At 66.7% G+C, this 26,310-nt stretch carries 23 protein-coding genes; 18 read left to right on the forward strand and 5 right to left on the reverse strand.

The features are described from left to right. The first annotated feature begins 13 nt into the window (after positions 1-13). On the forward strand, positions 14-1,072 hold the full coding sequence (locus ML342_RS06130) for a response regulator (protein ID WP_240126156.1): 1,059 nt from the start codon (positions 14-16) through the stop codon (positions 1,070-1,072). A 2-nt stretch (positions 1,073-1,074) separates the two neighbouring features. Beyond that, complete coding sequence (locus ML342_RS06135; RefSeq protein ID WP_240126157.1) at positions 1,075-3,252, forward strand: ATP-binding protein; 2,178 nt, start codon at positions 1,075-1,077, stop codon at positions 3,250-3,252. Positions 3,253-3,261: 9 nt separating this feature from the next. Here ML342_RS06135 and ML342_RS06140 read toward each other — a convergent pair whose 3' ends face one another. After that, a complete protein-coding gene (locus ML342_RS06140) occupies positions 3,262-4,158 on the reverse strand; it encodes a crotonase/enoyl-CoA hydratase family protein (RefSeq protein ID WP_240126158.1) in 897 nt (298 codons plus the stop codon). Between the two features lie 178 nt (positions 4,159-4,336). Then, the gene (locus tag ML342_RS06145) at positions 4,337-6,013 is read right to left on the reverse strand and encodes a long-chain fatty acid--CoA ligase (protein WP_240126159.1); all 1,677 of its coding nucleotides are present in this window, start codon (positions 6,011-6,013) and stop codon (positions 4,337-4,339) included. Positions 6,014-6,323: 310 nt separating this feature from the next. Between ML342_RS06145 and ML342_RS06150 the strand changes: the two genes are divergently transcribed. Further along, positions 6,324-6,590, forward strand: coding sequence for a DksA/TraR family C4-type zinc finger protein (locus ML342_RS06150; RefSeq protein ID WP_240126160.1), 267 nt, complete (start codon positions 6,324-6,326; stop codon positions 6,588-6,590). 59 nt (positions 6,591-6,649) lie between these two features. Here ML342_RS06150 and ML342_RS06155 read toward each other — a convergent pair whose 3' ends face one another. Beyond that, entirely contained in the window at positions 6,650-7,957 is a 1,308-nt protein-coding gene (locus ML342_RS06155) for a hypothetical protein (RefSeq protein ID WP_240126161.1), read from the reverse strand. Positions 7,958-8,175: 218 nt separating this feature from the next. Between ML342_RS06155 and ML342_RS06160 the strand changes: the two genes are divergently transcribed. Beyond that, positions 8,176-9,927 carry a M1 family metallopeptidase gene (locus ML342_RS06160; protein ID WP_240126162.1) on the forward strand — a complete coding sequence of 584 codons (1,752 nt, stop codon included), beginning with the start codon at positions 8,176-8,178 and terminating at the stop codon, positions 9,925-9,927. 21 nt (positions 9,928-9,948) lie between these two features. Here ML342_RS06160 and ML342_RS06165 read toward each other — a convergent pair whose 3' ends face one another. Beyond that, positions 9,949-11,205, reverse strand: a complete 1,257-nt coding sequence (locus ML342_RS06165; protein WP_240126163.1) for a TIGR03862 family flavoprotein — start codon at positions 11,203-11,205, stop codon at positions 9,949-9,951. Positions 11,206-11,283: 78 nt separating this feature from the next. Between ML342_RS06165 and ML342_RS06170 the strand changes: the two genes are divergently transcribed. Beyond that, a complete protein-coding gene (locus ML342_RS06170; RefSeq protein WP_240126164.1) occupies positions 11,284-12,036 on the forward strand; it encodes a sulfurtransferase in 753 nt (250 codons plus the stop codon). Continuing rightward, positions 12,033-12,188, forward strand: coding sequence for a hypothetical protein (locus ML342_RS06175; protein ID WP_240126165.1), 156 nt, complete (start codon positions 12,033-12,035; stop codon positions 12,186-12,188). Before ML342_RS06170 ends, ML342_RS06175 begins: the two co-directional genes overlap by 4 nt. A 221-nt stretch (positions 12,189-12,409) precedes the next feature. Here ML342_RS06175 and ML342_RS06180 read toward each other — a convergent pair whose 3' ends face one another. After that, positions 12,410-14,194 (reverse strand): DEAD/DEAH box helicase, encoded by a 1,785-nt coding sequence (locus ML342_RS06180; RefSeq protein WP_240126166.1) that lies wholly within the window; start codon positions 14,192-14,194, stop codon positions 12,410-12,412. Positions 14,195-14,516: 322 nt separating this feature from the next. Here ML342_RS06180 and ML342_RS06185 point away from each other — a divergent pair, with 322 nt between their 5' ends. The 12 genes from ML342_RS06185 to nuoL are packed head-to-tail and all read left to right on the forward strand — an operon-like array spanning position 14,517 to position 26,284. Beyond that, on the forward strand, positions 14,517-14,873 hold the full coding sequence (locus ML342_RS06185; protein ID WP_240126167.1) for an NADH-quinone oxidoreductase subunit A: 357 nt from the start codon (positions 14,517-14,519) through the stop codon (positions 14,871-14,873). Beyond that, positions 14,870-15,460, forward strand: a complete 591-nt coding sequence (locus ML342_RS06190) for a NuoB/complex I 20 kDa subunit family protein (RefSeq protein ID WP_240126168.1) — start codon at positions 14,870-14,872, stop codon at positions 15,458-15,460. Before ML342_RS06185 ends, ML342_RS06190 begins: the two co-directional genes overlap by 4 nt. Continuing rightward, on the forward strand, positions 15,457-16,215 hold the full coding sequence (locus ML342_RS06195) for an NADH-quinone oxidoreductase subunit C (protein WP_240126169.1): 759 nt from the start codon (positions 15,457-15,459) through the stop codon (positions 16,213-16,215). The genes ML342_RS06190 and ML342_RS06195 overlap by 4 nt, the downstream gene beginning before the upstream one ends. Further along, a complete protein-coding gene (locus ML342_RS06200) occupies positions 16,212-17,522 on the forward strand; it encodes an NADH-quinone oxidoreductase subunit D (RefSeq protein WP_240126170.1) in 1,311 nt (436 codons plus the stop codon). The genes ML342_RS06195 and ML342_RS06200 overlap by 4 nt, the downstream gene beginning before the upstream one ends. Continuing rightward, positions 17,519-18,046, forward strand: coding sequence for an NADH-quinone oxidoreductase subunit NuoE (nuoE, locus tag ML342_RS06205; RefSeq protein ID WP_240126171.1), 528 nt, complete (start codon positions 17,519-17,521; stop codon positions 18,044-18,046). The genes ML342_RS06200 and nuoE overlap by 4 nt, the downstream gene beginning before the upstream one ends. After that, positions 18,046-19,413, forward strand: coding sequence for an NADH-quinone oxidoreductase subunit NuoF (gene nuoF, locus ML342_RS06210; RefSeq protein WP_240126172.1), 1,368 nt, complete (start codon positions 18,046-18,048; stop codon positions 19,411-19,413). The genes nuoE and nuoF overlap by 1 nt, the downstream gene beginning before the upstream one ends. Beyond that, positions 19,410-21,644, forward strand: a complete 2,235-nt coding sequence (gene nuoG / locus ML342_RS06215) for an NADH-quinone oxidoreductase subunit NuoG (RefSeq protein WP_240126173.1) — start codon at positions 19,410-19,412, stop codon at positions 21,642-21,644. The genes nuoF and nuoG overlap by 4 nt, the downstream gene beginning before the upstream one ends. After that, positions 21,641-22,750, forward strand: coding sequence for an NADH-quinone oxidoreductase subunit NuoH (gene nuoH / locus ML342_RS06220; protein WP_240126174.1), 1,110 nt, complete (start codon positions 21,641-21,643; stop codon positions 22,748-22,750). Before nuoG ends, nuoH begins: the two co-directional genes overlap by 4 nt. Then, entirely contained in the window at positions 22,747-23,238 is a 492-nt protein-coding gene (gene nuoI, locus ML342_RS06225; protein WP_240126175.1) for an NADH-quinone oxidoreductase subunit NuoI, read from the forward strand. Before nuoH ends, nuoI begins: the two co-directional genes overlap by 4 nt. Before the next feature lie 13 nt (positions 23,239-23,251). Beyond that, complete coding sequence (locus ML342_RS06230) at positions 23,252-23,890, forward strand: NADH-quinone oxidoreductase subunit J (RefSeq protein WP_240126176.1); 639 nt, start codon at positions 23,252-23,254, stop codon at positions 23,888-23,890. Between the two features lie 11 nt (positions 23,891-23,901). After that, positions 23,902-24,213: an NADH-quinone oxidoreductase subunit NuoK gene (gene nuoK, locus ML342_RS06235; protein ID WP_240126298.1), complete on the forward strand. Its 312-nt coding sequence runs from the start codon at positions 23,902-23,904 to the stop codon at positions 24,211-24,213. A 4-nt stretch (positions 24,214-24,217) separates the two neighbouring features. Next, positions 24,218-26,284, forward strand: coding sequence for an NADH-quinone oxidoreductase subunit L (gene nuoL / locus ML342_RS06240; RefSeq protein WP_240126177.1), 2,067 nt, complete (start codon positions 24,218-24,220; stop codon positions 26,282-26,284). Positions 26,285-26,310: the final 26 nt, after the last annotated feature.

The following is a 26,310-nucleotide window of genomic DNA, read 5'->3' on the forward strand; positions in this document are numbered from 1 at the left end:
GAGGAGGCGCGCTATGGACGTGGTGATCGTCGATGACCAGCCTTCGGCCCGTACCTTGTTGCGGCAGGTGTTGCGGGACCTCGGTCCTCAGATTTCTGCGCACGACTTCGGTGCGCCGGAGGAGGCCTTGAAGTGGTGCGAGGCGCACCGGCCTGATCTGTTGCTGCTGGACTACCGCATGCCGGGCATGGACGGTCTGCAGCTGGCGCGCGCGATCCGCAAGCCTCTGCACAATCGCGATGTTCCGATCGTGCTGGTCACCGTCGTCGATGACGAGCCGGTGCGTCAAGCCGCTCTGGATGCAGGTGTCATCGATTTCATCCACAAGCCGATCCGTCCGCGCGACGTGCGCGCGCGCTGCCGCAATCTGCTGCAGCTGCGTCAGCAGACCGAGTCGGTCAAACAGCGCGCGCTGTCGCTGGAAGAACGCCTGCTCGCCAGCATGCACGAGGTGGAGCAGCGCGAGCGCGAAACCCTGCATCGGCTGGCCCGCGCCATCGAGCTGCGCGATATCGGCACCAGTGCCTATCTGGAGCGGATGGCGCACATCGCTGGGTTGATCGCCGAAAACCTGCGGCTACCGGAAAGCCAGGTGCACCTGATCGAGCTGGCGGCGCCGCTGCATGACATCGGCAAGATCGCGATTCCCGATGCCATCCTGATGAAGCCAGGCCCTCTGGACGAGGCCGAGCGCGCGCACATGATGCGGCATCCGCGAATCGGCTACGAACTGCTGCAGGACAGCCAGAACCGCTTCATCCAGATCGGCGCCCAGATCGCGCTGCGCCACCATGAACACTGGAACGGCGGTGGCTATCCGGATGGCCTGGCCGGCGAGCAGATTCCGCTGGAGGCGCGGATCGTCACCGTGGCCGACGTGCTGGATGCCCTGCTGTCGCCGCGGCCGTACAAGGCGCCGTGGAGTCTCGATCAGGCGCTCGCGTACATCGCCTCGCGCAGCGGCAGCATGTTCGATCCCGCCTGCGTGCGCGCGCTGATGGCGGACGTGCACCGGCTGCAGGAGATCTGCGAGCGCTACTCACACATCGCGCCGCGCCGGGAGTGGCGTTGACCATGCGCGAGCTGCGTGACCGGGTGCTATCGCGGCTGCGCAACCGCGCCGATAGCGAGCATGCCCAGGTGGTGGTGCGCATGGTCATCACCGCGCTGTTCTCCCTGTACCTCGGGTTGCAGGTGGAGGGGGGCGACGGCCGTCTGCGCACCTGGCTTACCTGGTGGATCCTGCTCGGGGAGCTGACGCTGTCGGTCGGCCTGCTTGCGGCGATCCTGGTCAATCCCGCTATCTCTCACGTTCGGCGCTGGATCGGCATGCTCGCCGACTATTCGGCGCTGGCGGGGGTGATGTATTTGCAAGGGGAGCCTGCCGCGCCCCTGTATGCAGTGTATCTGTGGGTCACCATCGGCAACGGGATGCGCTATGGCCCGCGCTATCTGATTGCGGCGACCGCGTTGGCGATGGTGTCGTTCGGAAGCGTGATCCTCACGACACCATACTGGCAGCAGAATGCCTACCTGGCCTGGGGGTTGCTGCTGGGGGCCGGCGCGGTGCCGCTGTACTTCCTGTCCCTGCTACGCGCGCTGACCGCGGCGGTGGAAGAGGCGCGGCGCGCCAATCAAGCCAAGAGCCGGTTCCTGGCCAATATGAGCCACGAGTTCCGCACCCCGCTGAACGGTCTGTCCGGGATGTCGGAACTGCTGGCCAGCACCCGCCTGGATGCCGAGCAGCGCGGTTATCTGGAGGCGATCCAGGCGGCGTCCCGCGCGCTGCTGGCGCTGGTGGAGGACGTGCTGGACATCGCGGTGATCGAGGCCGGCAAGCTCAAGCTGCGGGTCGAGGTGTTCGATCTGCACGCCCTGCTGGAGCAGATCAACCTGATACTGCAGCCGGAGGCGCGTTCCAAGCAGCTGGAGTATGTAGTGGCGGTGGCGCCGGATGTGCCCCCGCGGCTACGAGGGGATGCCGCGCACCTGCGGCAGGTGCTGGTGAACCTGCTCAGCAACGCGATCAAGTTCACCGCTTCGGGTGAGGTGCGGATGAGCGTGGAGCGGGTCGGCGAGTCTGGGCCCGGCAAAGTGCGGTTGCGCTTTACCGTCTCCGATACCGGCATCGGCATTCCGGCCTCTGCGCGGGCGCGCCTGTTCGAAGCGTTCGAGCAAGTCGATAGCAGCCTCGCGCGCAAGCATCAGGGCACCGGGCTTGGCACCACCATCGCCAAGGGACTGACCGAGGCGATGGGCGGCAGCATCGGTTTCGAGAGCAGCGAAAACGTCGGCAGCCGGTTCTGGGTGGAACTGCCCTTCGAGAATGTGACGGCTGCCGTGCCGGTGATGGCGCCCGACACGAGCGCCAAGGCCCCGCCGCTGGAGTTGCGCGATTCTCCCAACGTGATCGCGTTCGGAGACCCGTTCCTGCGCCACCGCGCGCGCGTGCGCTCACTGCATGTGCTGGTGGCCGACGACCACGCGGCCAACCGCCTGTTATTGCAGGGCGTGCTGCAGAAAGCCGGGCACCGGGTGATGACGGTAGAGGACGGCGAGGCTGCGCTGGATGCGCTTGCCGGGGGCGATTTCGATCTGGCGCTGGTGGATCTGCACATGCCCGAGATCAGCGGCATCGATCTGTTGCGCCAGCTCCGGGTGATGCAGGCCGGCGCGCAGATCCGCACCCCGGTGCTGGTGGTCAGCGCGGATGCCTCGCCCGATGCCGCACAATCCTGTCGCGACGCCGGCGCGCGGGGGTTCATCACCAAGCCGTTCACGGCAGGACAACTGCTGGATACGATTGCCGGAATCGTCGCCGGGGAGGCCGGCGATGCGGCAACTTCGACGTCGGCGCCGGGCGGCGTGCTGCATGTGGCGGGCGAACAGGTGCTGGATCCTGCGGCGCTCGATGAGTTCGCGGCGCTAGGCATGGGCAAGGCCTTCGAGCTCGAGTTCGTCAGTCAGTGCATGACCGATGCGCGGACGGCGCTGGCGCGGATGCAGGCCGCCGGTGAAGCCGGCGACTGGGATCAGTTCCGCGAGCAGGCGCATGCGATGAAGGGCGTGGCCGGAAATCTCGGCCTGTTGCAGTGTGCCAGCCTCAGCGGAGCGTTGATGCGGATGACGGAGTTCGAACTGGCGCGTGACTGGCAGCGGCACTGTCTGGCCCTACGCCAGCGCCTGCAGCAGGGTGAGCAGGCGCTGGCCGCGCGCGGAAGCTGGACTCCCGCGCGCGAGGACAATTCCTGACACCGGTGCTCATGCCTGGATGGCCGGGGCGCTGCCGTGACGGCGATACTGGGCGCGCACCAGCCGCTCCATCGTGCGCAGGGATTTTTCACCGAGCTGCAGGGCGGTTTCCACCCAGGTTTCGGTGATCGCCAGCAGTTCCTCCAGCGCCACCGGCTGCGCCATCGCGCGAACCTTGTGCATCGCGCTGCGGGCATGCGGGATGCGGCGATTGCGACGGATCACGTCCTCCACCGCTTGCACGCCTTGGCCGCGTGGGGCCAGCACGTCCACCAGGCCCATCCGGTAGAGTTCCTCGCTGGGCAGCACCTCGCCGCTGAGCATCAGCTGCTCGGCCTTGTGCGGTGGGATGCGCTTGCACAAGAAAGAGTACGCGCCCATGCCGGGGAACAGGTCGAACAGCACTTCCGGAAGGCCCATGCCGACGCCTTCCTCCGCCACGATGGTGTGGCAGCTCAGCGCGGCTTCGAAGCCGCCGCCCAGCGCGTCGCCCTGCACCAGGGCGATGCTGTGCGCGCCTGCGCCCAGGCCGTCGTGGAAGGCGTGCACGCCGCGCACGCACTGGGTGGCGTAGTGCAGCAGGGCCGAGCGGTCCTGGCGGCGGATCGCCTCGCAGAAATATTCGAGATCGCCCCCCAGGTTGAAGGCATCGCAGTCGGATGCCAGCACCACGTGCTTGAGGCTGACATCGCCCTGGCGGCGCTCGCGCCACAGGCGTTCGCCCAGCGTCTGCTGGTAGCGCAGGATGTCATCCACCAGGGCCGGCTTGAAGCAGGCTCGCCCGGGAGAGGTGGCAAGGTCGGCGTGCATGTAACACCAATGCACGTCGCCAGCGGTATTGGTTGCCGTGCGCAGAGTGGAATAGCGCGGGACGGGGTTCAGTTTTTCAAGGGTCGCAGTGGCCATGATCGCTCCAAACAGGATGAGGCCGGCCCGGGCCATGCCGGCTGGACAGGGGTTGGAGATGCGCCCGTGCGGCCTCTATGCGCCCAAAATCGCCAGAGCGCAAGCAACGGCGACAAAAAGAAACCCCGGAGGGCGGGCGCTCCGGGGTGGGATGCGGAAAACGTCGGGTCCAGCGCGATCAGCGGGCAGTGGGTTGGCGCAACTCTTTGCGCAGGATCTTGCCGACGTTGCTCTTCGGCAACTCGCTGCGGAACTCGATGTATTTCGGCTGTTTGTAGCCGGTCAAGTTCTCGCGGCAGAAGGCCTTCACGTCTTCGGCGGTGAGCGCCGGGTCCTTCTTGACGATGAAGACTTTCACCGCTTCGCCCGATTTCTCGTCGGGCACGCCGATCGCAGCGACCTCGAGTACGCCCGGCATCATCGCGATCACGTCCTCGATCTCGTTCGGGTACACGTTGAAGCCGGAGACCAGGATCATGTCTTTCTTGCGGTCTACCAGATAGAAGTAGCCGCTGGCATCCATCTTGGCCATGTCGCCGGTATGCAGCCAGCCGTCGGCATCGAAGACCTTGGCGGTTTCCTCTGGGCGCTGCCAGTAGCCTTTCATGACCTGCGGCCCCTTCACGCACAGCTCGCCGACCTCACCAACCGGCAGCACGTTGCCGGCGTCGTCCTTGATGCAGACATCGGTGGATGGGACCGGAAGGCCGATCGAGCCGTTGTACTCGCGCAGGTCGAGCGGGTTGATGCACACAGCCGGCGAGGTTTCGGTGAGCCCATAAGCCTCGGCCAGAGTCACGCCCGTCACTTTCTTCCATTTCTCTGCCACCGCGCGCTGCACCGCCATGCCGCCGCCGAGAGTCAGGTGCAGACGCGAGAAATCCACCTGCTCGAAGCCCGGGGTGTTCAGCAGCCCGTTGAACAGCGTGTTGACACCGGTGATGGCGGTGAAGCCGGAATGCTTGAGCTCTTTCACGAAGCCGGGCATGTCGCGCGGGTTGGTGATCAAGAGGTTCTGCGCCCCGAACTTGATGAACACCAGGCAGTTCGCGGTCAGTGCGAAGATGTGGTAGAGCGGCAGCGCGGTGACGATCTTTTCTTCACCGAGGCGAACATTGGCGCCCACCCATGCGGCCGCTTGCTGCATGTTGGCCACCATGTTGCGGTGGGTCAGCATCGCACCCTTGGAGACACCCGTGGTGCCGCCGGTGTACTGCAGGAAGGCGAGGTCCTCGGGTGCGTTGCGGATTTTGGGCAGCGCGTGCATCCGGCCCAGGGTCAACGCATCGCGGAAGCGCACTGCGCCCGGAATGGCGTAGTCCGGGACCATCTTCTTGACGTGCTTGAGCACGAAGTTGACGATCGCCCCCTTCGGAAAGCCCAGCATGTCGCCCAGACCGGTGGTGATGGCGCGCACGGCGGGCATCTCTGCCAGCACCTCCTGCGCCACGTGGCCGAAGTTGTCCATCACCAGCAGCACACTGGCGCCGGAGTCGGCGAGCTGGTGCTTGAGCTCGCGCGGGGTGTACATCGGGTTGGTGTTCACCACCGTCAGGCCGGCGCGCAGGATGCCGAAGATCGCCACCGGGTACTGCAGGCAGTTCGGCATCATGACCGCGACACGATCGCCTTTCTTCAGCCCCAGCTCGCCCACCAGGTAGCCCGCGAAGTCGCGGCTCAGGCGATCGAGGTCGCCATAGGTGATCGTCTTGCCAAAGTTGATGAAGGCGACATTGTCGCGGTACTTCTGGATCGCGGAATCGAAGACGTCATTGATCGACTTGAATTCATCCAGGTCGATTTCGGCGGGCACGCCAGCGGGGTAATGGGCCAGCCAAGGACGATCGATACTCATGCGCTATTCCCCTGCAGATGTTCCGGCGCGCGGATGCGCCACCGTATGGCGTATTGGTTTTTCCGGATTTCAGCACAGCACCCAAAGGCTGGCAAGGTAGCGCGGATCCATCCAGAAGACTGACGAGCGTCTGGCGAGCATCGGTACTTGCGCCTTTGCCGGTGGGATGCGTCCTCGATCCGCGATGGCGGTGACGACTGGCTGCGGAGGGGTGTCTTTGGGGGACCCTGGTCATTCGCGAGGCTACAGGCAGACCCATGGCGGGTGTATCGTCAAGACAGCATTTCCCACAGGCTGCAGGAGATTTCCAATGGCCACCGGTTGGGCGGGCGACGGAGCGGTGCAGGAACAGATCGATGCGACTGTGCAGGACGGCATCGCGCGGGCACGCAGCCGGCTCCCCAGCGGGCCGGGGCTGACCCATTGCGAGGAATGCGGGGCGGCGATCCCGGAGGCGCGGCGCAAGGCGATTCCCGGCGTGCGCCTGTGCGTGGCCTGCCAGCAGGCGCGCGATGCCGAGGAGGCCGCGTTCGCCGGCTACAACCGTCGTGGCAGCAAGGATAGCCAGCTGCGCTGAAAGAACGCGCCCGGCGCAAGGCCGGGCGGTGTGGGTAGGATGCAAGCAGGAAAGTGGCGTCAGTGGATGATGCTGAAGGTCAGGATCATTCCGAGCACTGCGGGCAGGATGTCGATCTCGCCGCCATCGTAATAGCCGTATTGCTGGCGACCGTAGTAGCCATCGCGGTAACCGCGCTCGAAGCCCTGTCGGAAGTAGTAGCGGTAGGCGTCGAAGCTGACGTAGTAGCCGGGATAGCCGTAGCTGCCATCGATCCACGCGTAGTTGCCGCGGTAGTCGAACCGCCAGCGGTCGTAGCGGTCGGCACGGCCGGCATACCAACCCTCGCGGTAGCCATCGCGCACCGCTTGGCGTAGCAGCGCGATGCCGTAGCCATTGGTCAGATACCAGCGGCCAGCGAAGCCGTAGCGGTAGCTGTAGGGCGTGTAGAAGAACGGATCGTTGTAGTAGTCGAAGCGGTACGCATTCCAGCGCGCCTGTGCGTCCAGCCAGCGCCGCCAGTAATCCTGCTGATAGCGGTACTGGGCATGACGGCGCTCGCGTTCCAGCCGGTCGCGCTGGCGCTCGTAGTCGGCGCGACGGCGCGCTTCTTCCAGCTGCCACTGCGCCTGCTGCCGGCGCTGCTCCTCGATCCGGCGCTGGCGCTCGGCATCCGGAATGCGGCCGGGGCGGTCATCGTCGCGGTCGCCGGGCCAGCCGGGACGTCCGGGCGGGCCCTGCTCGTTGCGACGCGCCTGCGCCTCGCGCTCCAGGCCCTGCTGGATCGCCCAGTCCTGTGGGCTGCGCGGGGCCTGCGCCGGGCGGTTGCCGTCGTTGCGCCGCTGCGGGTCGGCCATGCGCTGGTCCTCGGCGCGCTGGCGCTGCTGCTCGCGCTGCATGTCCAGCCGCTGCTGGTCGGCGACGCGCTGGTCTTCGAAACGCTGGCGCTGCTGCTCGCGCTGCATGTCCAGCCGCTGCTGGTCGGCGATGCGCTGGTCTTCGAAATGCTGGCGCTGCTGCTCGCGCTGCATCTGCTGGCGGGCCAGCTCGCCCCAGTTCTCCTGGCGCTGCGCGTCCTGGCTGCGCGGCAGGCGCATCTCGGGGGCCGTCTGACCGGGGTTGAACGGCGAGCGCTCGATGCGTGCCGCCGGCGGTTCGATCGGCGCCGGGCGCGGGAAATCGTTGCCACGCATGGCCGGGGCCGCAGCCGGCTGACGGATTTCTGGCGCGGGTGGCAGATTGGGTCGCGCACGCTCGCCTTGGCGCAGCCAGCGGTCTTCGCGGCGGTCGCCTTCATCCTGGGCCGCGGCGGGCAGTGATACGCCCAGTGCCAGCGCGCAGCCCAGCACGGCCAGAGCCAGTGGACGGAAAGCGGGAATGCGGTTCATGGCGGGTGTCTCCCCGGGCGCGACCCATTCGCGCCCTTGCCGGCAGTAGGCGGTTTTCGGGATGAATCGTGGCTGAGATTTCCGCGCCCCGCAAAGGGCCGCCAGTGTGCGTTCAGAATGCGTGAAGCCGGGCTTCAGACGCGGCGCATGACCAACGACAGTGACGCCATGCCGGCGATCGTGCCAAGGTGGTGGAAGTCCCTCCGGTGCCTTTCGCCATGTCCGTCCGCCGCTGCCTGCTTGCCTTCGCCCTGTGCGTGCCCGCTGTCGCACTGCACGCCGAACAGCCGCCGCTGACCGCCATCACCGCCGCCACCGGCCTGCCGCGCACCCCGGAGCAGCTGGCGACCACGATCGAACTGGCCGACCTCGCGTTCAAGGTCGATCCCGCGCGCAAGTGGCTGGACGCGGACGCGCACCTCACCCTGCGTCTGTCCCGGCCGCTGCAGGCGCTGGTGGTGGACCTGGACCGCAACTACACGGTGTCCACGGTGGAGGTGGACGGCCGCCCGGTGCGCTGGAGCAACCCCGAAGGGCGGATGCGCATCGCGCTGGAAGCGCCGCTGCCGGCCGGAGCGCGGCCGGTGCTGCATATCCGCTATGCCGGGCACCCGCACGAGGCGAAGAAGGCGCCGTGGGACGGCGGCATCGTCTGGGCCACCGCGCCGACCGGGGAGCCGTGGGTGGCCACCGCGGTGCAGGGCGAGGGCTGCGACCTCCTGTGGCCGTGCATCGACCACCCGCTGGCCAAGCCGGAGCGGGTGGTGCAGCACATCACGGTGCCGGCGCCGCTGGTGGCGGCCAGCAACGGCGTGCAGACCGGGATGGAGGAGAAGGACGGCTGGCGCACCTACCACTGGAGCGCGCGCCAGCCGGCCACCTACGCGATCGCGCTCAACATCGGTCCATACGAGTTGCTGCAGGCCGATTACAAATCCCGCTACGGCAACACCATCCCGCTGCGCTTCTGGTACCTCAAGGGCCGCCGCGCGCAGGCCGAGGGCCTGTTTTCGCAATTCGCGCCGATGCTGGAGTTCTTCGAGGAGATGATCGGACCGTACCCGTTCGGCGACGAGAAGATGGGGGTGGTGGAAACCCCGCACCTGGGCATGGAGCACCAGACCATCAATGCCTATGGGAACGACTACCGCAAGGCCGAGACCGGCTACGACTGGCTGCTGCAGCACGAGTTCGCGCACGAGTGGTTCGGCAACCAGCTGACCAACACCGACTGGGACGACTTCTGGCTGCACGAGGGGTTCGCCACCTACATGCAGCCGCTGTACCTGCAGTGGCTGCGCGGCGACATGGAGTACTACGCCGCGCTGATGAAGATGCGCTCGGTGCTGATGCTGAAGCACCCGGTGGTGGCCGGCCGCCCGATGCTGGAGAAGGACGTCTCGGATGCCAGCCGCGGCCCGGGCAACGACGTGTACTACAAGGGCGCGCTGATGCTGCACACCCTGCGCGGGCTGATCGGCGACGACGCCTTCTTCCGCAGCATCCGCGAGTTGGTGTACGGCAGTGATGATCCCCGGCCCGGGCAGTTCCAGCCGCGCCAGGCCTCGACCGATGATTTCGTGGCGATCGTCAACCGCGTCACCGGGCGCGACTACCGCTGGTTCTTCGATGCCTACCTGCGCACGGTGCAGCTGCCGGCGCTGCTGGCCGAGCGTGACGGCGGCATGCTGCGCCTGCGCTGGCAGGTGGAGGGCGGGCGGCCGTTCCCGATGCCGGTGCAGGTGCGGATCGGCCGCCGCGTGGTCGAGGTGCCGATGACCGGCGGGCAGGGCGCGGTTCCGATCGCGGCGGACGAGAGCTACACCCTGGATCCGCATTCGAAGGTGCTGCGCGACCTGCCGTACATGGCCGAGTTCCAGCAGGACCAGGCCGAGCGCGCGCGCGCCGCGGCGGAGGCGGCCAAGGCGGCGAAAGCGGCAACGGACAGCGCGGCGACGGAAAAACGCTGAAGGCGGTCGTGCCGGGATGGCTCAGGCGTGCGCCAGCAGCCAGCGCGCCGCGCCCGCGCCGGCGAGGCGGCCGCTGGCGAAGCAGGCGGTGAGCAGGTAGCCGCCGGTCGGGGCTTCCCAGTCCAGCATCTCGCCGGCGCAGAACACGCCCGGCAGGCCGCGCAGCATCAATTGCCCGTCGAGATCCTCCAGCCGCACCCCGCCGGCGCTGGAGATCGCCTCGGCCAGCGGGCGCGGGGCGCGCAGGCGCAGCGGCAGCCGTTTCAGGCAGGCCGCGATGCGGGCCATGTCCGGCGGCCCGTCCTGCGCCGCCGGCGGGCCCAGCACTTCGAACAGCAGCGCGCATTTGGCGGCGTCCAGCGCGGCCTGGCGGCGCAGGTGTTCGCCCAGGCTGCGGCCCTTGCGCGGTTTGCCCAGGTCGGCCGCCAGGCGCGCCTGGTCGCGGCCGGGCACCAGGTCCAGGTGCAGCAGCGCGCTGCCGCCGCGGGCGATGGCATCGCGCAGGTCGGCGCCGATCGCATACACCAGGCTGCCCTCGATCCCGGTCGCGGTGAGCACGCATTCGCCCTGCAGCGCCCGCGCATGGCCTTCGGCATCGCGCCAGTGCGCAACCACCGGCTTCAGCGGGGCGCCGGCGAAACGGCTGGCCAGGTGCGGGCTCCAGCCGATGTCGAAGCCGCAGTTGGCCGGACGCAGCGGCGCGATGGCGACGCCGCGCGCTTGCAGGGTGTCGATCCAGCCGCCGTCGGAGCCCAGCTGCGGCCAGCTGCCGCCGCCGAGGGCGAGCACGACGGCTTGCGCCTGCACGCGACGTTCGCCCGCGGGCGTGGTGAAGCGCAGCGCGCCGTCCTCGGTCCAGCCCAGCCACTGGTGACGCACATGGAACTGCACGCCAGCCTCGCGCAGGCGATGCACCCAGGCGCGCAGCAGCGGCGCCGCCTTGTGGTCGCGCGGGAACACCCGGCCTGAACTGCCGACGTAAGTGTCCACGCCCAGCCCGGCGGCCCAGGCGCGCAGGGCGTCGGCGTCGAAGCCGTCCAGCCAGCGTGCGACCGCTGCCGCGCGCTCGCGGTAGCGGGCGTCGAAACCCGGCCGCGGCTCGGAATGGGTGAGGTTCAGGCCGCCCTTGCCCGCGATCAGGAACTTGCGCCCCACCGAGCCTTTGGCCTCGAACAGGTGCACCTCGACGCCGGCCGCGCGTGCGGTTTCGGCCGCCATCAGGCCGGCGGGGCCGCCGCCGATCACGGCGAGCAGTGGGGATGAATCGCGCGTATGCATCCGCAAAGGATGCCGCGTCCGCGGCCTGTGGGCGACTAGAATGCTCGCTTTACCGCCGAGTGTGCTGGGCTTCCTGCCATGATCCTCAATATCGCCGCCTATCTGTTCGTGGCCATCGACGATGCCGACGCATTGGCCGCACGCCTGCGCGCGCGGGCGGAGGCTGCGGCGCTGCGCGGCACGATGCTGGTCACGCCGGAAGGCCTGAACCTGTTCCTGGCCGGCGCGGAGGCGCCGCTGCGCGAGTTTCTGGCGTGGTTGCGCGCCGATCCGCGCTTTGCCGCCCTGCGTGCCAAGGAAAGCTGGAGCAAGGCGGTGCCGTTCGCGCGGCTGAAGGTCAAGCGCAAGGCGGAGATCATCACCTTTCGGCGCGAGGCGGCCTCGCCGCTGCGTGCTGGAGAGCGAGCCCCGGCGGTGGATGCGCCGACGCTGGCGCGCTGGATCGCGCAGGGCCACGACGATGCCGGGCGCCGGCTGGTGCTGCTGGACACTCGCAACCGCGAGGAGGTCGCGCACGGCACCTTTGAGGGTGCGCTGACCCTGCCGATCGACCGTTTCACCGACCTGCCGGAAGCGCTGGCCCCATACCGCGAAGCGCTGCGCGACGCGACGGTGGTGAGCTTCTGCACCGGCGGCATCCGCTGCGAGAAGGCGGCGCTGTGGATGCGCGCGGACGGGATGGACAACGTCCTGCAGCTGGACGACGGCATCCTCGGCTATTTCGAGCGCGTCGGCGGCGCTGGCTACAGCGGCCGCTGCTTCGTGTTCGACGACCGCATCGCGCTGGATCCGCAGCTGCGCCCGCTGGCCGATGCCGCGGAGGCCGCATGACCTGGGTCGGAGTAGTTCTGCTGGTGCTGTGCGTGTGGCTGGCGCTGAAGGTCGTCGGCGTGCTGTTTAAGCTGTTGCTTTGGGCTGTGGTGATCGCGGCGCTGTGGTGGTTCATTCATCCCTATTTGGGCCTGCCGCTGCTGCCGTTTTAGGGGAGGTCTGAACCACGCCATCCAGGCGTTGTCAGCCCACGCCAAGTCCGATGCCGGCTCGAACTCGGCTCACATGCATCCATCACGTGCATGATGAATGCGTAGCCGGTCATCCGTGGCTGGCAGGAAACTCTTTAGGCATTCGCTCCATCGTTCGCAGCGCGGCCGCCGGCATCCGGCGCTTGCTCCGGATGCGGCGGGAGTAGGGCGATGGCAGTGGTTCAGCGCTGGCGGCGCGGCTTGAATCCATCAGGCTGGCGCGGGCTGCGTGCGTCCGGGCGCGGCGCTCGCGCCGGGCCGAAGGCGCGCTTGCGCTTGGGCGCGTCGATGTCGGCATCCGTGGCTGGGCGCATCCGCAGCGGGCGGCCGGCCACCCGCACGGTCTGCATGTGCCGCAGCAGCGTTTCGGGCATGCCTTCCGGCAGGTCCACCAGGGTGTAGTCGTCACGGATGTCGATGCGCCCGATGTAGCGGCTCTCCAGGTCGGCCTCGTTGGCGATGGCGCCCACGATATGGCCGGGCTGCGCGCCGTGCCGGTAGCCCACCTCGATGCGATAGGTCTGCATCCCGACATCGGCCGGCAGTGGCGTGCGCGGGCCGCGTTCGCGCGGCTTGCGGGTTGCTCGCTCGGGTCGCGGCGGCTGCTCCTCGCGCGCGACGAAGGTCTTCTCCGGCGCCACGGGCTTGGGCAGCAGCAGCGGCGTCTTGCCCTGCACCAGCTTGGCCAGCGCGGCGGCGATCTCCACCAGCGGCACGTTCTTCTCGCGCTCGTAGCGCTCCACCAGGTCGCGGAACACCGCCAGGTCGTCGCTGGGCAGCGCCGCATCGATTCGTTCGAGAAACTTGGCCATGCGGCGTTCGTTCACGGCCTCGACGCTAGGCAGGGCCATCGGCTCGATCTTCTGGCGGGTGGCGCGCTCGATCGCGCCGAGCATGCCGCGCTCGCGCGGGGCCACGAACAGAATGGCCTCGCCGCTGCGGCCGGCACGCCCGGTGCGGCCGATCCGGTGCACGTAGCTTTCGGTGTCGTAGGGGATGTCGTAGTTCAGCACGTGGCTGATGCGCTCCACGTCCAGCCCACGCGCGGCCACGTCGGTGGCCACCAGCACGTCGATGTCGCCGTCCTTCAGGCGCTGGATGGTGCGCTCGCGGGTCTTCTGATCGACGTCGCCATTGATCGCAGCCGCCGAAAATCCGCGCGCGGCCAGTTTCTCGGCCAGCTCCTCGGTGCCCAGCTTGGTGCGCGCGAAGATGATCATCGCCTCGAATGGCTCGGCCTCCATGATCCGGGTCAGTGCGTCCAGCTTGTTGGTGCCGCTGACCATCCAGTAGCGCTGGCGGATGCTGGCCGCGGTGGTGGTCTGCGCCTTGATCGCGATCTCCACAGGCTCGCGTAGGTAGGTCTGGGCGATGCGCTTGATCGGCGCCGGCATGGTGGCGGAGAACAGCGCCACCTGGCGGGTCTCCGGGGTCTTCTTCAGCACCGCCTCGACGTCGTCGATGAAGCCCATGCGCAGCATTTCGTCGGCTTCGTCCAGGACCAGCATGCGCAGCTCGGACAGGTCCAGGGTGCCGCGCTCCAGGTGGTCGATCACCCGGCCCGGGGTGCCTACCACCACATGCACGCCACGACGCAGTGCGTGCAGCTGCGGGCCATAGCCCTGGCCGCCGTAGATCGGCAGCACATGAAAGCCGGGCATGTGATGTGCGTATTTCTGGAAGGCTTCCGCCACCTGGATCGCGAGTTCCCGGGTCGGCGCCAGCACCAGCACCTGCGGCTTGCCTGGAGCAGGATCCAGCCGCGCCAGCGCGGGCAGGGCGAAGGCGGCGGTCTTGCCGGTGCCGGTCTGGGCCTGACCCAGCACGTCGCGGCCTGCTAGCAGCGGCGGGATGGTGGCGGCCTGGATCGGCGAGGGTGTCTCGTAGCCGACCTCGCGCAGTGCGGCCAGCAGGGGCTCGGGCAGGCCGAGGTCGGAAAACAGGACGGGGGCGGTCTCGCCGCGCATGGTGCCTCTGGGCGGGATCGCCGGGAGTAATAAGGATCGCTTAGTGTACGCCGTGCGCCAGCCACGGCGGATGAGGATGCGCATCCTCGGATGGCGTAGGTACAGTCTGCCGTGATCCGCTCGGTAGTTCGCCCCGGGTGTTTCGCGCCGCAAGTTGAGAACGGTTCTTGAAAAGCCTGCGAAAGCGTGAAGTGCGGGCGCAAATCGCAGCCGATCATGCGCCTTAGGTCTGGTCGTGGTCATCGGCCGCCGGTTAGAATGCGCGATCTCTGCGAGCGGCCATCATGGCCGGCAAGCCCACGAACAACCAGAAGAGGCAAGCGTGTTGGCCGAATACCTGCCCACCCTGCTGTTTTTGATCGTCGCTGCCGGGATCGGCATCGCCCTGATCATCGCCGGCAATGTGCTCGGGCCCAAGCGTCCCGACCCCGAGAAACTGTCGCCCTATGAGTGCGGCTTCGGCGCCTTCGAGAACGCGCGCATGCCGTTCGATGTGCGCTACTACCTGGTCGCGATCCTGTTCATCGTGTTCGACCTGGAAATCGCCTTCGTCTTCCCCTGGGCCGTGGTGTTCCGCGAGCTGGGGGTGTTCGGCCTGATCGAAATGGGCGTGTTCCTCACGCTGCTGGTGATCGGCTTCGTGTACGTGTGGAAGCGCGGCGCGCTGGAGTGGGAATGAGCAATATCGTCCGATCAGTACTGGAGGCCGCCAGTAATCCGCTGCCGGAAGGGCGCCTGGACGACATCCTGCGTCCGGATGGTGACAATCCGCTGCTGCAGAACGGCTTCGTCACCACCAGCATGGATGCGCTGTGGAACTGGGCGCGCACCGGCTCGATGTGGCCGATGACCTTCGGTCTGGCCTGCTGCGCGGTGGAGATGATGCACGCCGGCGCGGCGCGCCTGGATCTCGACCGCTACGGCGTGGTGTTTCGCCCGTCGCCGCGCCAGTCCGACGTGATGATCGTGGCCGGCACCCTGGTCAACAAGATGGCCCCGGCGCTGCGCAAGGTCTATGACCAGATGCCCGATCCCAAATGGGTGATCTCGATGGGCAGCTGTGCCAACGGTGGTGGCTACTACCACTATTCGTACTCGGTGGTGCGCGGCTGCGACCGCATCGTGCCAGTGGATGTGTATGTGCCTGGGTGCCCGCCGACGGCGGAAGCATTGGTGTACGGCATCCTGCAACTGCAGAAGAAGATTCGCCGCATGGAACAGAATCCATTCTCGCGGACGCCCAAGCCGGAGGGTGCGCGCGCATGACCGCTTTGGCACGAGAGTTGGCCGCACGCTTCGGCGCGTCTGCGGTGCAGGTCGCGCAGCCGCGCGGCGAGGTGACGCTGGAGGTCCCGGCGTCCGACTGGCTGTCGGTGTGCGCCGAGCTGCGCGACGCGTTCGGCTTCGATACCTTCATCGACCTGTGCGGGGTCGATTACCTCGGCTACGGCGAAGACGAATGGGATACCGAGGGAGTGACCTCGGAAGGATTCAGCCGTGGCGTGGAAGGGCAGGGCCCGGGGCGCTTCGCGTGGGGGCAACGCCCCATGCACCAGGTCGAGGAGCCGGTGGCGATGCTGCCGGATGAGCGCCCCAGCCGGCGTTTTGCGGTGGTTGCGCATTTGCTGTCGATCGCCCGCAACCAGCGTCTGCGGGTGCGTTGCTTCGCGCCCGACGATGGGCTGCCGGTGGTGGCCTCCATCACGTCGGTGTGGCCGGGCGCCAACTGGTTCGAGCGCGAGGCGTTCGATCTGTTCGGGATCATTTTCGAAGGGCATCCGGACTTGCGCCGGATCCTGACCGACTACGGTTTCGTGGGGCATCCGTTCCGCAAGGATTTCCCGTTGATCGGCAATGTCGAGGTGCGCTACGACGAGGAGAAGCAGCGCGTGGTGTATGAGCCTGTCACCAGCGTCGAGCCGCGCGTGGGCGTGGCCCGCGTGATCCGTCACGATGCCCGGCTGGCCGTTGCCGAGGCCGAGCGCAGCAGCCGCATCCTGAGCCGTGAGGTGCGCCGATGAGTGCACATCCGCTTCCAACCAGCGACGCGTTTGCCAGCAATCCGGCCGAAGCGCAGCAGGAGATCCGCAACTACACGCTGAACTTCGGCCCGCAGCACCCGGCCGCGCATGGCGTGCTGCGTCTGATCCTGGAGATGGATGGCGAGGTGGTGCGTCGCGCCGACCCGCATATCGGCCTGCTTCACCGCGCTACCGAAAAGCTCGCCGAGAGCAAGCCGTTCAACCAGTCGATCGGCTACATGGACCGGCTCGACTACGTCTCGATGATGTGCAACGAGCACGCCTACGTGCGCGCGATCGAGACGCTGCTGGGGATCGAGGCGCCGGAGCGGGCGCAGTGGATCCGCACCATGTTCGACGAGATCACCCGCATCCTGAACCACCTGATGTGGGTCGGCTCGAACGCGCTCGACCTCGGCGCGATGGCGGTATTCCTGTATGCCTTCCGCGAGCGCGAGGAGCTGATGGACTGCTATGAGGCGGTCAGCGGCGCGCGCATGCATGCGGCCTACTACCGACCCGGCGGCGTCTATCGCGACCTGCCTGACCGGATGCCGCAGTACAAGGAATCGCCCTGGCGCAAGGGCGCCAAGCTCAAGCGCTTCAACGAGTGGCGCGAAGGTTCGCTGCTGGATTTCCTGGAGCATTTCACCCAGGACTTCCCCAAGCGGATCGATGAGTACGAGACCCTGCTGACCGACAACCGCATCTGGAAGCAGCGCACCGTCGGGATCGGCGTGGTCACGCCCGAGCAGGCCAAGGCCTGGGGCATGAGCGGCCCCATGCTGCGAGGCTCCGGGGTCGCCTGGGACCTGCGCAAGAAGCAGCCGTATGCCAAATATGCCGAGGTGGATTTCGACATCCCGGTGGGTGTGAACGGCGACTGCTACGATCGCTACCTGGTGCGCATCGCGGAGATGCGCGAGTCCAACCGCATCATCGCCCAGTGCGTGAAGTGGCTGAAGGCCAATCCGGGCCCGGTGATGCTGGACAACTACAAGGTGGCGCCGCCTTCGCGCGCGGACATGAAGCAGAGCATGGAAGCGCTGATCCACCACTTCAAGCTGTTCACCGAGGGCTATTGCGTGCCTGCCGGCGAGACTTACGCCGCGGTGGAAGCGCCGAAGGGAGAGTTCGGCTGCTACCTGATCAGCGATGGCGCCAACAAGCCATTCCGCGTGCACCTGCGCGCGCCCGGTTTCGCCCATCTGTCCTCGATGGATGAAATCGTCAAAGGCCACATGCTGGCCGACGTGGTGGCCATGATCGGCACCTACGACATCGTCTTTGGTGAGATCGACCGATGAGAGCAACCGGCAATTTCGAGGCCTGTCGCCATGTCGATCCGATGGTTGTGCTGTCGGATGCGACGCGGGCCCACATCGACCACTGGCTGACCAAGTTTCCGCCGGATCGCAAGCGTTCGGCGCTGCTGCAGGGGCTGTTCGCCGCCCAGGAGCAGAATGGCGGCTGGCTGACCGACGAACTCATGGCGGCTGTGGCCAAGTACCTGGACCTCCCGCCGGTATGGGCTTACGAGGTGGCGACGTTCTACTCGATGTTCGAGACCAAGAAGGTCGGCCGCAACAACGTGGCGTTCTGCACCAACATCAGCTGCTGGCTCAATGGCGCGGAAGATCTGGTCGCGCATGCCGAGAAGAAGCTGGGGTGCAAGCTGGGTGAATCCACTGCCGATGGCCGCATCTACCTCAAGCGCGAGGAAGAATGCGTGGCCGCCTGCTGCGGCGCGCCGGTGGTGGTGATCAACGGGCATTACCACGAAAAGCTCACCCCTGAGAAGGTGGACGAGCTGCTGGACGGGCTGAAGTGATGGGCGGACATTCGCACTACTCCGAAGGTTATGGTCCTGTCGGTCCCGCGCCGAAGGAATACCAGGCGGTGTACACCACGCTGCACTTCGACAAGCCCTGGTCGTACGAGAACTATCTCAAGACCGGCGGCTACCAGGCGCTGCGCAAAGTGCTGACCGAGAAAATCCCGCCGGCCGACATCATCGAGATGGTCAAGGCCTCCGGCCTGCGTGGCCGCGGTGGCGCGGGCTTTCCGACTGGCCTGAAGTGGAGCTTCATGCCCAAGGGGCCTGGTCAGAAATACATCCTGTGCAACTCCGACGAATCCGAGCCGGGTACCTGCAAGGATCGCGACATCCTGCGCTACAACCCGCACGCGGTGATCGAGGGCATGGCGATCGCCTGCTATGCCACCGGCAGCACCGTGGCTTACAACTACATGCGTGGCGAGTTCCACCACGAGCCGTTCGAGCATATGGAGGAAGCGCTGGCCGAGGCCTACAAGCATGGCTGGCTGGGCAAGAACATCCTCGGCAGCGGTATCGACATCGATATCTACAACGTGCTGGGGGCTGGCGCCTACATCTGCGGCGAAGAGACGGCGCTGATGGAATCGCTGGAAGGCAAGAAAGGCCAGCCGCGCTATAAGCCGCCGTTTCCGGCCAACTTCGGTCTGTACGGCAAGCCGACCACCATCAACAACACCGAAACCTATGCATCGGTGCCGGCCATCATCCGCAATGGGCCGGAGTGGTTCATGGGGCTGGGCAAGCCCAACAACGGCGGCTGCAAGATCTTCTCGGTGTCCGGCCATGTCACCAGGCCCGGCAACTACGAGATCCGCCTCGGCACTCCGTTCGCAGAACTGCTGGAGATGGCCGGCGGCTTGCGTCCGGGGCGCACGCTGAAAGCGGTGATTCCCGGCGGCTCGTCGATGCCAGTGCTGCCCGGCGAGGTGATGATGGGCCTGACCATGGACTACGACAGCATCCAGAAGGCCGGCTCCGGGCTTGGCTCGGGCGCGGTCGTGGTGATGGACGACACCACCTGCATGGTGCGCGCCTGCCAGCGCATCGCGCGGTTCTACAAAGCCGAAAGCTGCGGCCAGTGCACTCCCTGCCGTGAGGGCACCGGCTGGATGTACCGCATGCTGACGCGGATCGTGAACTTCGAGGCGACGATGGATGACCTGGTCATGCTGCGCGCAGCCGCGGGGCAGATCGAGGGGCACACCATCTGTGCCTTCGGCGAGGCTGCGGCGTGGCCGGTGCAGGGCTTCCTGCGGCATTTCTGGCATGAGTTCGAATACGCCATCGTGAACAAGCGCTTTTACGTCGATGACGAACGCGCCGGTACGCTGGCCAAGGCTGAGAAGGTGGTGGCGTGAGCGCACAACCCGTCAATCCGAATCTGCCGCCTGATCATGTCACCATCACCATCGATGGTGTCGAAATGGCGGTGCCGAAGGGGTCGATGATCATTCAGGCCGCCGACAAGGCGGGCATCCCGATCCCGCGTTTTTGCTATCACGAGAAGCTGCCGATCGCCGCCAACTGCCGTATGTGCCTGGTGGACACCGAGATCGGCGGACGCCCTGCGCCCAAGCCGTCGCCGGCCTGCGCCACCCCGGTCATGGACGGGATGAAGGTATTCACCCGCAACGAGAAGGCGCTGAAGGCGCAGCGCAACGTGATGGAGTTCCTGCTGATCAATCACCCGCTGGACTGCCCGATTTGCGATCAGGGTGGCGAGTGCGAACTGCAGGACCTGTCGCTGGGCTATGGCCGCTCGGTCGGCCGCTTCGTCGAGCGCAAGCGGGTGGTGCCAGACGAGGATCTCGGCCCGCTGGTCGCCACCGAGATGACCCGCTGCATCCAGTGCACGCGCTGCGTGCGTTTCACTGCGGAAATCGCCGGCACTTACGAGCTGGGCGGCATGCAGCGCGGCGAGAATCTGCAGATCGGTACCTACGACGGCCAGCCGCTGATGACCGAGCTGTCCGGCAACGTGATCGACGTGTGCCCGGTTGGCGCGCTCACCAACAAAGTGTTTCGCTTCAAGGCGCGTCCGTGGGAGCTGATCGCGCGGCCTTCGCTCGGCTATCACGACGCTCTCGGCAGCAACCTGTTCCATCACGTCCGCCGCGGCGAGCTTCTGCGCAGCGTGCCGCGCGACAACGAGGCGGTGAACGAGTGCTGGCTGTCCGACCGCGACCGCTACGCGCATGAAGGGCTGACCGCCGACGATCGCGCCACGGTGCCGCTGCTGCGCGAGGGCGACGGCTTCCGCGAGGCGACCTGGGACGATGCGTTGGCGCGCGCTGCGCAGATCCTGCGCGAGTCTGCTGGCGACGACCTCGGCGTGCTGGTGCATCCGGCGACGTCGAACGAGGAGGGTGCCCTGCTGGCGCGGCTGGCCAAGGGACTTGGCTGCGGCAACATCGATCACCGCATCGGGCAGCTCGACCTCTCCGACGGCGCCGTTGCCGAGGCGTTCGCGATGCCGGTGGCCGAGATCGAGCAGGCAGATGCCATCGTCATCGTCGGCTCCAACCTGCGCCATGAAGTTCCGCTGCTGCACCAGCGCGTGCACAAGGCGGCCAAGCGCGGGGCGAAGGTGCACGTGGTCAATCCGGTGGACTTCGATTTCACCTTCAAATCGGCGTCCAAGCACATCGTGCCGCCGGCGCAGCTGGCTTCGGCGCTCGCTGGCGTCGATCTGGGTGACGCCACGCGCGTTGCGGTGATCGTGGGCGGCGTGGCCGAAAACGGCCCGCATGCGGCCGCCATTCGCCAGGCAGCGGCGGCGTTCGCCGCGGCCCGCAATGCGAAGCTGTGCCGTATCCCGCAGGGTGCGAACGCCCTGGGCTTGACCCGGCATGGTGTGCTGCCCACCGGGCTGGATGCGCAGGCGATGCTGCGCCAGCCGCGCAAGGCCTACGTGCTGTACGGGATCGAGCCGGGCTTGGACTTCGCCGACCAGCAGGCCGCGCTGAAGGCGCTGGGCGGCGCGCGGGTGGTGGCGTTCAGCCAGTTCGCCTGCACATCGACCCGCGCGGTCGCCGAGGTGATCCTGCCGATCGGCGCGCTGCCGGAAATCGATGCCACCCTGACCAACCTGGACGGCCGCGATCAGCAGGCGATGGCGGCAGCCAAGCTGCCTGGCCAGGCCCGCCCCGGCTGGCGCGTGCTGCGCGCCCTCGGCGGCGCGCTGGCGCTGCCGGGCTTCGAGTTCACCGACCTCGACGGCCTGCGCGCCGGGCTGGCCCCGGTGGCCGTGCAGGTCGCCGCGGGCAGCGCCGCGCCGGCCGCTGGCAATGGGTTGCAGGTGGCCGCCTCGCAGGCGATCTACCGGGTGGATGCGGTGGTGCGTCGCAGCCATGCGCTGCAGGCACATCCGCTGAATGCCGGCCCGCATGCCAGCCTGAGCCCGGCGGATGCCGCCGCGATCGGCCTGGTGCAGGGTGCGATGGCGAAGTTCTCCACCGCCGCCGGCACCGCCACCCTGCAGGTGCGGCTGGATGCGCGCGTGGCCCCGGGCTGCGTGTGGCTGGAGTCTGGCTACGCGGCGATCGCGCCGCTGCTGGCCGCGGCCACGCTGGAGGTAGCACGAGCATGAGTACGACCCTCTACGCCCTGCACGTCAATCCGCTGATGCAACATCTGATCGACCCGCTGCACGCGGGCCTGCTGTCGTTCGGCACCCTCGGCCTGCTGGTCTGGACCGTTTTGAAGATCCTGGCGATTGCCGTCCCGGTGATCGTCACCGTGGCCTTCTACGTGGTCTGGGAGCGCAAGATCATCGGCTGGATGCACGTGCGTCACGGCCCGATGTATGTCGGCTGGGGCGTGCTGCAGGCGTTCGCCGACGTGTTCAAGCTGCTGTTCAAGGAAGTGGTGCAGCCAACGGCGGCGCACCCGGTGCTGTACCGCCTGGCGCCCTTGCTGGCGCTGGTGCCGGCATTTGCCGCCTGGGCGGTCGTGCCTTTTGATGCCAAGGTGGTGCTGGCCAATGTCAATGCCGGCTTGCTGTATCTGCTGGCGATGACCTCGCTGGGCATCTACGGCGTGATCCTCGCCGGCTGGGCGTCGAACTCGAAGTACGCTTTTCTGGGCGCCATGCGTGCCTCCGCACAGATGATCAGCTACGAAATCGCGATGGGCTTCGCGCTGGTCGGCGTGCTGATCGCCGCGGGCAGCCTGAACCTGTCCGAGATCGTGATGGCGCAGGCGGGACACGGCTTCCTGAGCTGGTTCTTCATTCCGCTGCTGCCGCTGTTCGTCGTCTACTTCGTGTCCGGTGTGGCCGAGACCAACCGCGCGCCGTTCGACGTGGTGGAAGGCGAGTCCGAGATCGTGGCCGGCCACATGGTGGAGTACTCCGGCTCGCAGTTCGCGCTGTTCTTCCTGGCCGAATACGCCAACATGCTGCTGGTCAGCTTCCTGACCTCGATCTTCTTCCTTGGTGGCTGGCTCAGCCCGTTCCACGGCTGGGGCATCCCGCTGCTGTCGGCGGATGGCTGGTGGTGGCTGCTGGCCAAGGTGTTCTTCTTCGCCACCTGCTTCATCTGGTTCCGCGCCGCGTTCCCGCGCTACCGCTACGACCAGATCATGCGGCTGGGCTGGAAGGTGTTCATCCCGATCACCATCACCTGGATCTTCGTGACCGCGCTGCTGGTGTATTTCGGCGTGATCGGTGGCAATGCGATGGGGGCGGCGGCATGAGCAAGGTAGTGTCCTACTTCAAGAGCCTGCTGCTGCTGGAGCTGCTCGGCGGCCTATGGCTGACGCTGAAATATCTGTTCCGTCCGAAGTACACGATGATGTACCCGATGGAAAAGATTCCGCAGTCGCCGCGCTTCCGCGGCATCCATGCGCTGCGGCGGTATCCGAACGGTGAGGAGCGTTGCATCGCATGCAAGCTGTGCGAGGCGGTGTGCCCGGCGCTGGCGATCACCATCGAGGCCGGGCCGCGCGCAGACGACGGCAGCCGCCGCACCACCCGCTACGAGATCGACCTGTTCAAGTGCATCTTCTGCGGATTCTGCGAGGAGTCGTGTCCGACCGATTCGATCGTCGAAACCCACGTGCACGAATACCACTTCGACAAGCGCGGTCAGAACATCCTGACCAAGCCTCAGCTGCTGGCCATCGGCGACCGCCTGGAGGCGGAAATCGCCGAGCGCCGCGCCGCCGATGCTCCCTACCGTTGAGGCAGGACTTTCCATGGATTTCGATTTTCCGACTCTTGCCTTCCTGGGCTTTGCGGCGGTGGCCGCGATCGCCGCGCTGGCCACCATTGCCGCGCGTAACCCGGTGCACGCCGTGCTGTATCTGGTGCTGACTTTCTTCTCGGTGGCCTGCACCTGGATCGTCGGTGGCGCCGAGTTCCTCGGCATCGCCTTGGTGTTGGTGTACGTGGGCGCGGTGATGGTGTTGTTCCTGTTCGTGGTGATGATGCTGGACATGGACAAGGCGCCGATCCGCCAGGGCTATGTGCGCTACCTGCCGATCGGCTTGCTGGTGGCGGTGGCGATGCTGCTGGAAATGCTGGCCCTGATCGGTGTGCGCAGCGCCGTACAGACGCCGCTGTCCGACACTGCCGCAGTGGCTGGAGACATTCCCAATACCACCTGGCTAGCACGGGCGCTGTTCACCGATTTCATGCTGCCATTCGAAGTGGCGGCGGTGATCCTGACCGTGGCAGTCGTGGCCGCCGTCATGCTGACCCTGCGGCGGCGTGAAGGAACGCGCCACCAGAATCCGTCCGAGCAGGTGCGGGTGCGTGCGGCCGAGCGCGTGCGGATGGTGAAGATGGCGGCGGAAATGCCAGCACACGATGGCCGGACCGGGGAGGGCGCGTAATGGCAAACCTGATGTCGGCCCTGACCTTGGGGCATTACCTCGCGCTGGGCGCTCTGCTGTTCTGCATCAGCGTCGCTGGCCTGTTTCTCAACCGCAAAAACGTGATCATGCTGCTGGTCTCACTGGAGCTGATGCTGCTCTCGGTGAACATCAACTTCGTCGCGTTCTCGCGCGCGTTGGGCGACGCCGCCGGTCAGGTGTTCGTGTTCTTCATCCTCACCGTGGCCGCGGCCGAAGCTGCGATCGGCCTGGCGATCTTGGTGACCCTGTTCCGCAACCGCCGCACGATCGACGTGGCGGACATCGATAGCTTGAAGGGCTGAGCTGATGGATTCGGCACTCATGATTTCCAAGACCCAGCTCGTGCTGGTGGTGCTGCTGCCGCTGCTGGGTAGCCTGCTGGCCGGCCTGTTTGGGCGCCAGATCGGCCGCGCCGGCGCGCACACCGTGACCATCCTCGGCGTTGCCGCCAGCTGCGCGCTGTCGGTGCACGTGCTGTGGCAGCTGCTGCACGGCGCGCCGGTATTCAACGAGAACCTGTACACCTGGATGCAGGTGGGCGATATCTCGGTGAACGTCGGCTTCCTGGTGGACAAGCTGACCGCGATGATGATGGTGGTCGTCACCTTCGTGTCGCTGCTGGTCCACATCTACACCATCGGCTACATGGCCGATGACGACGGCTACCAGCGCTTCTTCAGCTACATCTCGCTGTTCACCTTCTCGATGTTGATGCTCGTGATGAGCAACAACTTCATGCAGCTGTTCTTCGGCTGGGAGGCGGTGGGGCTGGTGTCCTATCTGCTGATCGGCTTCTGGTACAAGCGTCCGACCGCGGTGTTCGCCAACCTCAAGGCGTTCCTGGTCAACCGCGTGGGCGATTTCGGCTTCCTGCTGGGCATCGCCGGCGTGCTGCTGTGGCTGGGCACCCTGGACTACGGCACCGCCTTCGCCAATGCCGACGCGATCCGCGGCGCCAGCGTCGAGATCCTGCCGGGTCACGCCTGGTCGGTCGCCACCGTGATCTGCATCTGCCTGTTCATCGGCGCCATGGGCAAGTCCGCGCAGGTGCCGCTGCACGTGTGGCTGCCGGATTCGATGGAAGGCCCGACTCCGATCTCCGCGCTGATCCACGCCGCGACCATGGTGACCGCCGGTATCTTCATGGTGGCGCGCATGTCGCCGCTGTTCGAGCTGTCGGAGACGGCGTTGAACTTCGTGCTGTTCGTCGGCGCCACTACCGCCTTCTGGACTGGCCTGATCGGCATGGTGCAGAACGACATCAAGCGCGTGGTGGCGTACTCCACCCTGTCGCAGCTGGGCTACATGACGGTGGCGCTGGGTGTGTCGGCATACTCGGCCGCGGTGTATCACCTGATGACCCACGCTTTTTTCAAGGCGCTGCTGTTCCTGGGCGCCGGCTCGGTCATCATCGGCATGCACCACGAGCAGGACATGACCAAGATGGGCGGCCTGCGTAAATACATGCCGGTCACCCACCTGACCATGTGGATCGGCACCCTGGCCTTGGTCGGTACCCCGTTCTTCAGCGGCTTCTACTCGAAGGACACCATCATCGAGGCGGCCGCCGAGCATGCGCAGACCCATGCCGGGTGGATCGCGCAGTACGCTCATTGGGCAGTGCTCTTGGGTGCGTTCGTGACCAGTTTCTACAGCTTCCGCCTGCTGTACCTGACCTTCTTCGGCGAGGAGCGTTTCCGGCATGCGCACGGCGATCATCACCATGCCCATCATCACGATGAGCACGGCCATGGCCATCATGGCGAGCATGCCCCGCACGAAAGCCCATGGGTGGTGACGCTGCCGCTGGTGCTGCTGGCGATTCCCTCCGTGTTGATCGGCTTTTTCACGGCCGGGCCGATGCTGTTCGGCACCGACGTGCTGGGCCACGTGAAGCAGGCGCCGTATTTCGCTGGCGCGATCCAGGTGCTGGAGCAGAACGACGTGATGGCCAGGCTGGCCGAGGAGTTCCACGGCCCAGTGGCGTTCGCGCTGCACGGCTTTCTGGCGCCGGCCTTCTGGCTGGCGTTGGCCGGGTTCCTGCTGGCCACCCTGCTGTACCTGATCAAGCCGCAGCTGCGCGCGGACATCACCCGCGCGCTGGCGGGCCCGATCCGCGTCCTGCAGCGCAAGTTCTACATGGACGATCTCTGGATCAATGTCTTCGCCGGTGGCGGCCTCAAGCTCGGCAAGGCATCCAGTGCGATCGATGCTGGCCTGATCGACGGCATCGTGAACGGCAGCGCGCGCCTGGTCGCCGCGCTCGCAGGAACATTGCGCCGGGTGCAGACCGGCTACCTCTATCACTATGCCTTCGCCATGATCCTGGGCCTGGTCGCGCTGCTGGCGATGGCCCGCTATTACTGGCAGTAAGGTCGGAACCGACGACGAGATGGATA

Source organism: Thermomonas alba (genome assembly GCF_022419205.1).
Taxonomy (GTDB): domain Bacteria; phylum Pseudomonadota; class Gammaproteobacteria; order Xanthomonadales; family Xanthomonadaceae; genus Thermomonas; species Thermomonas alba.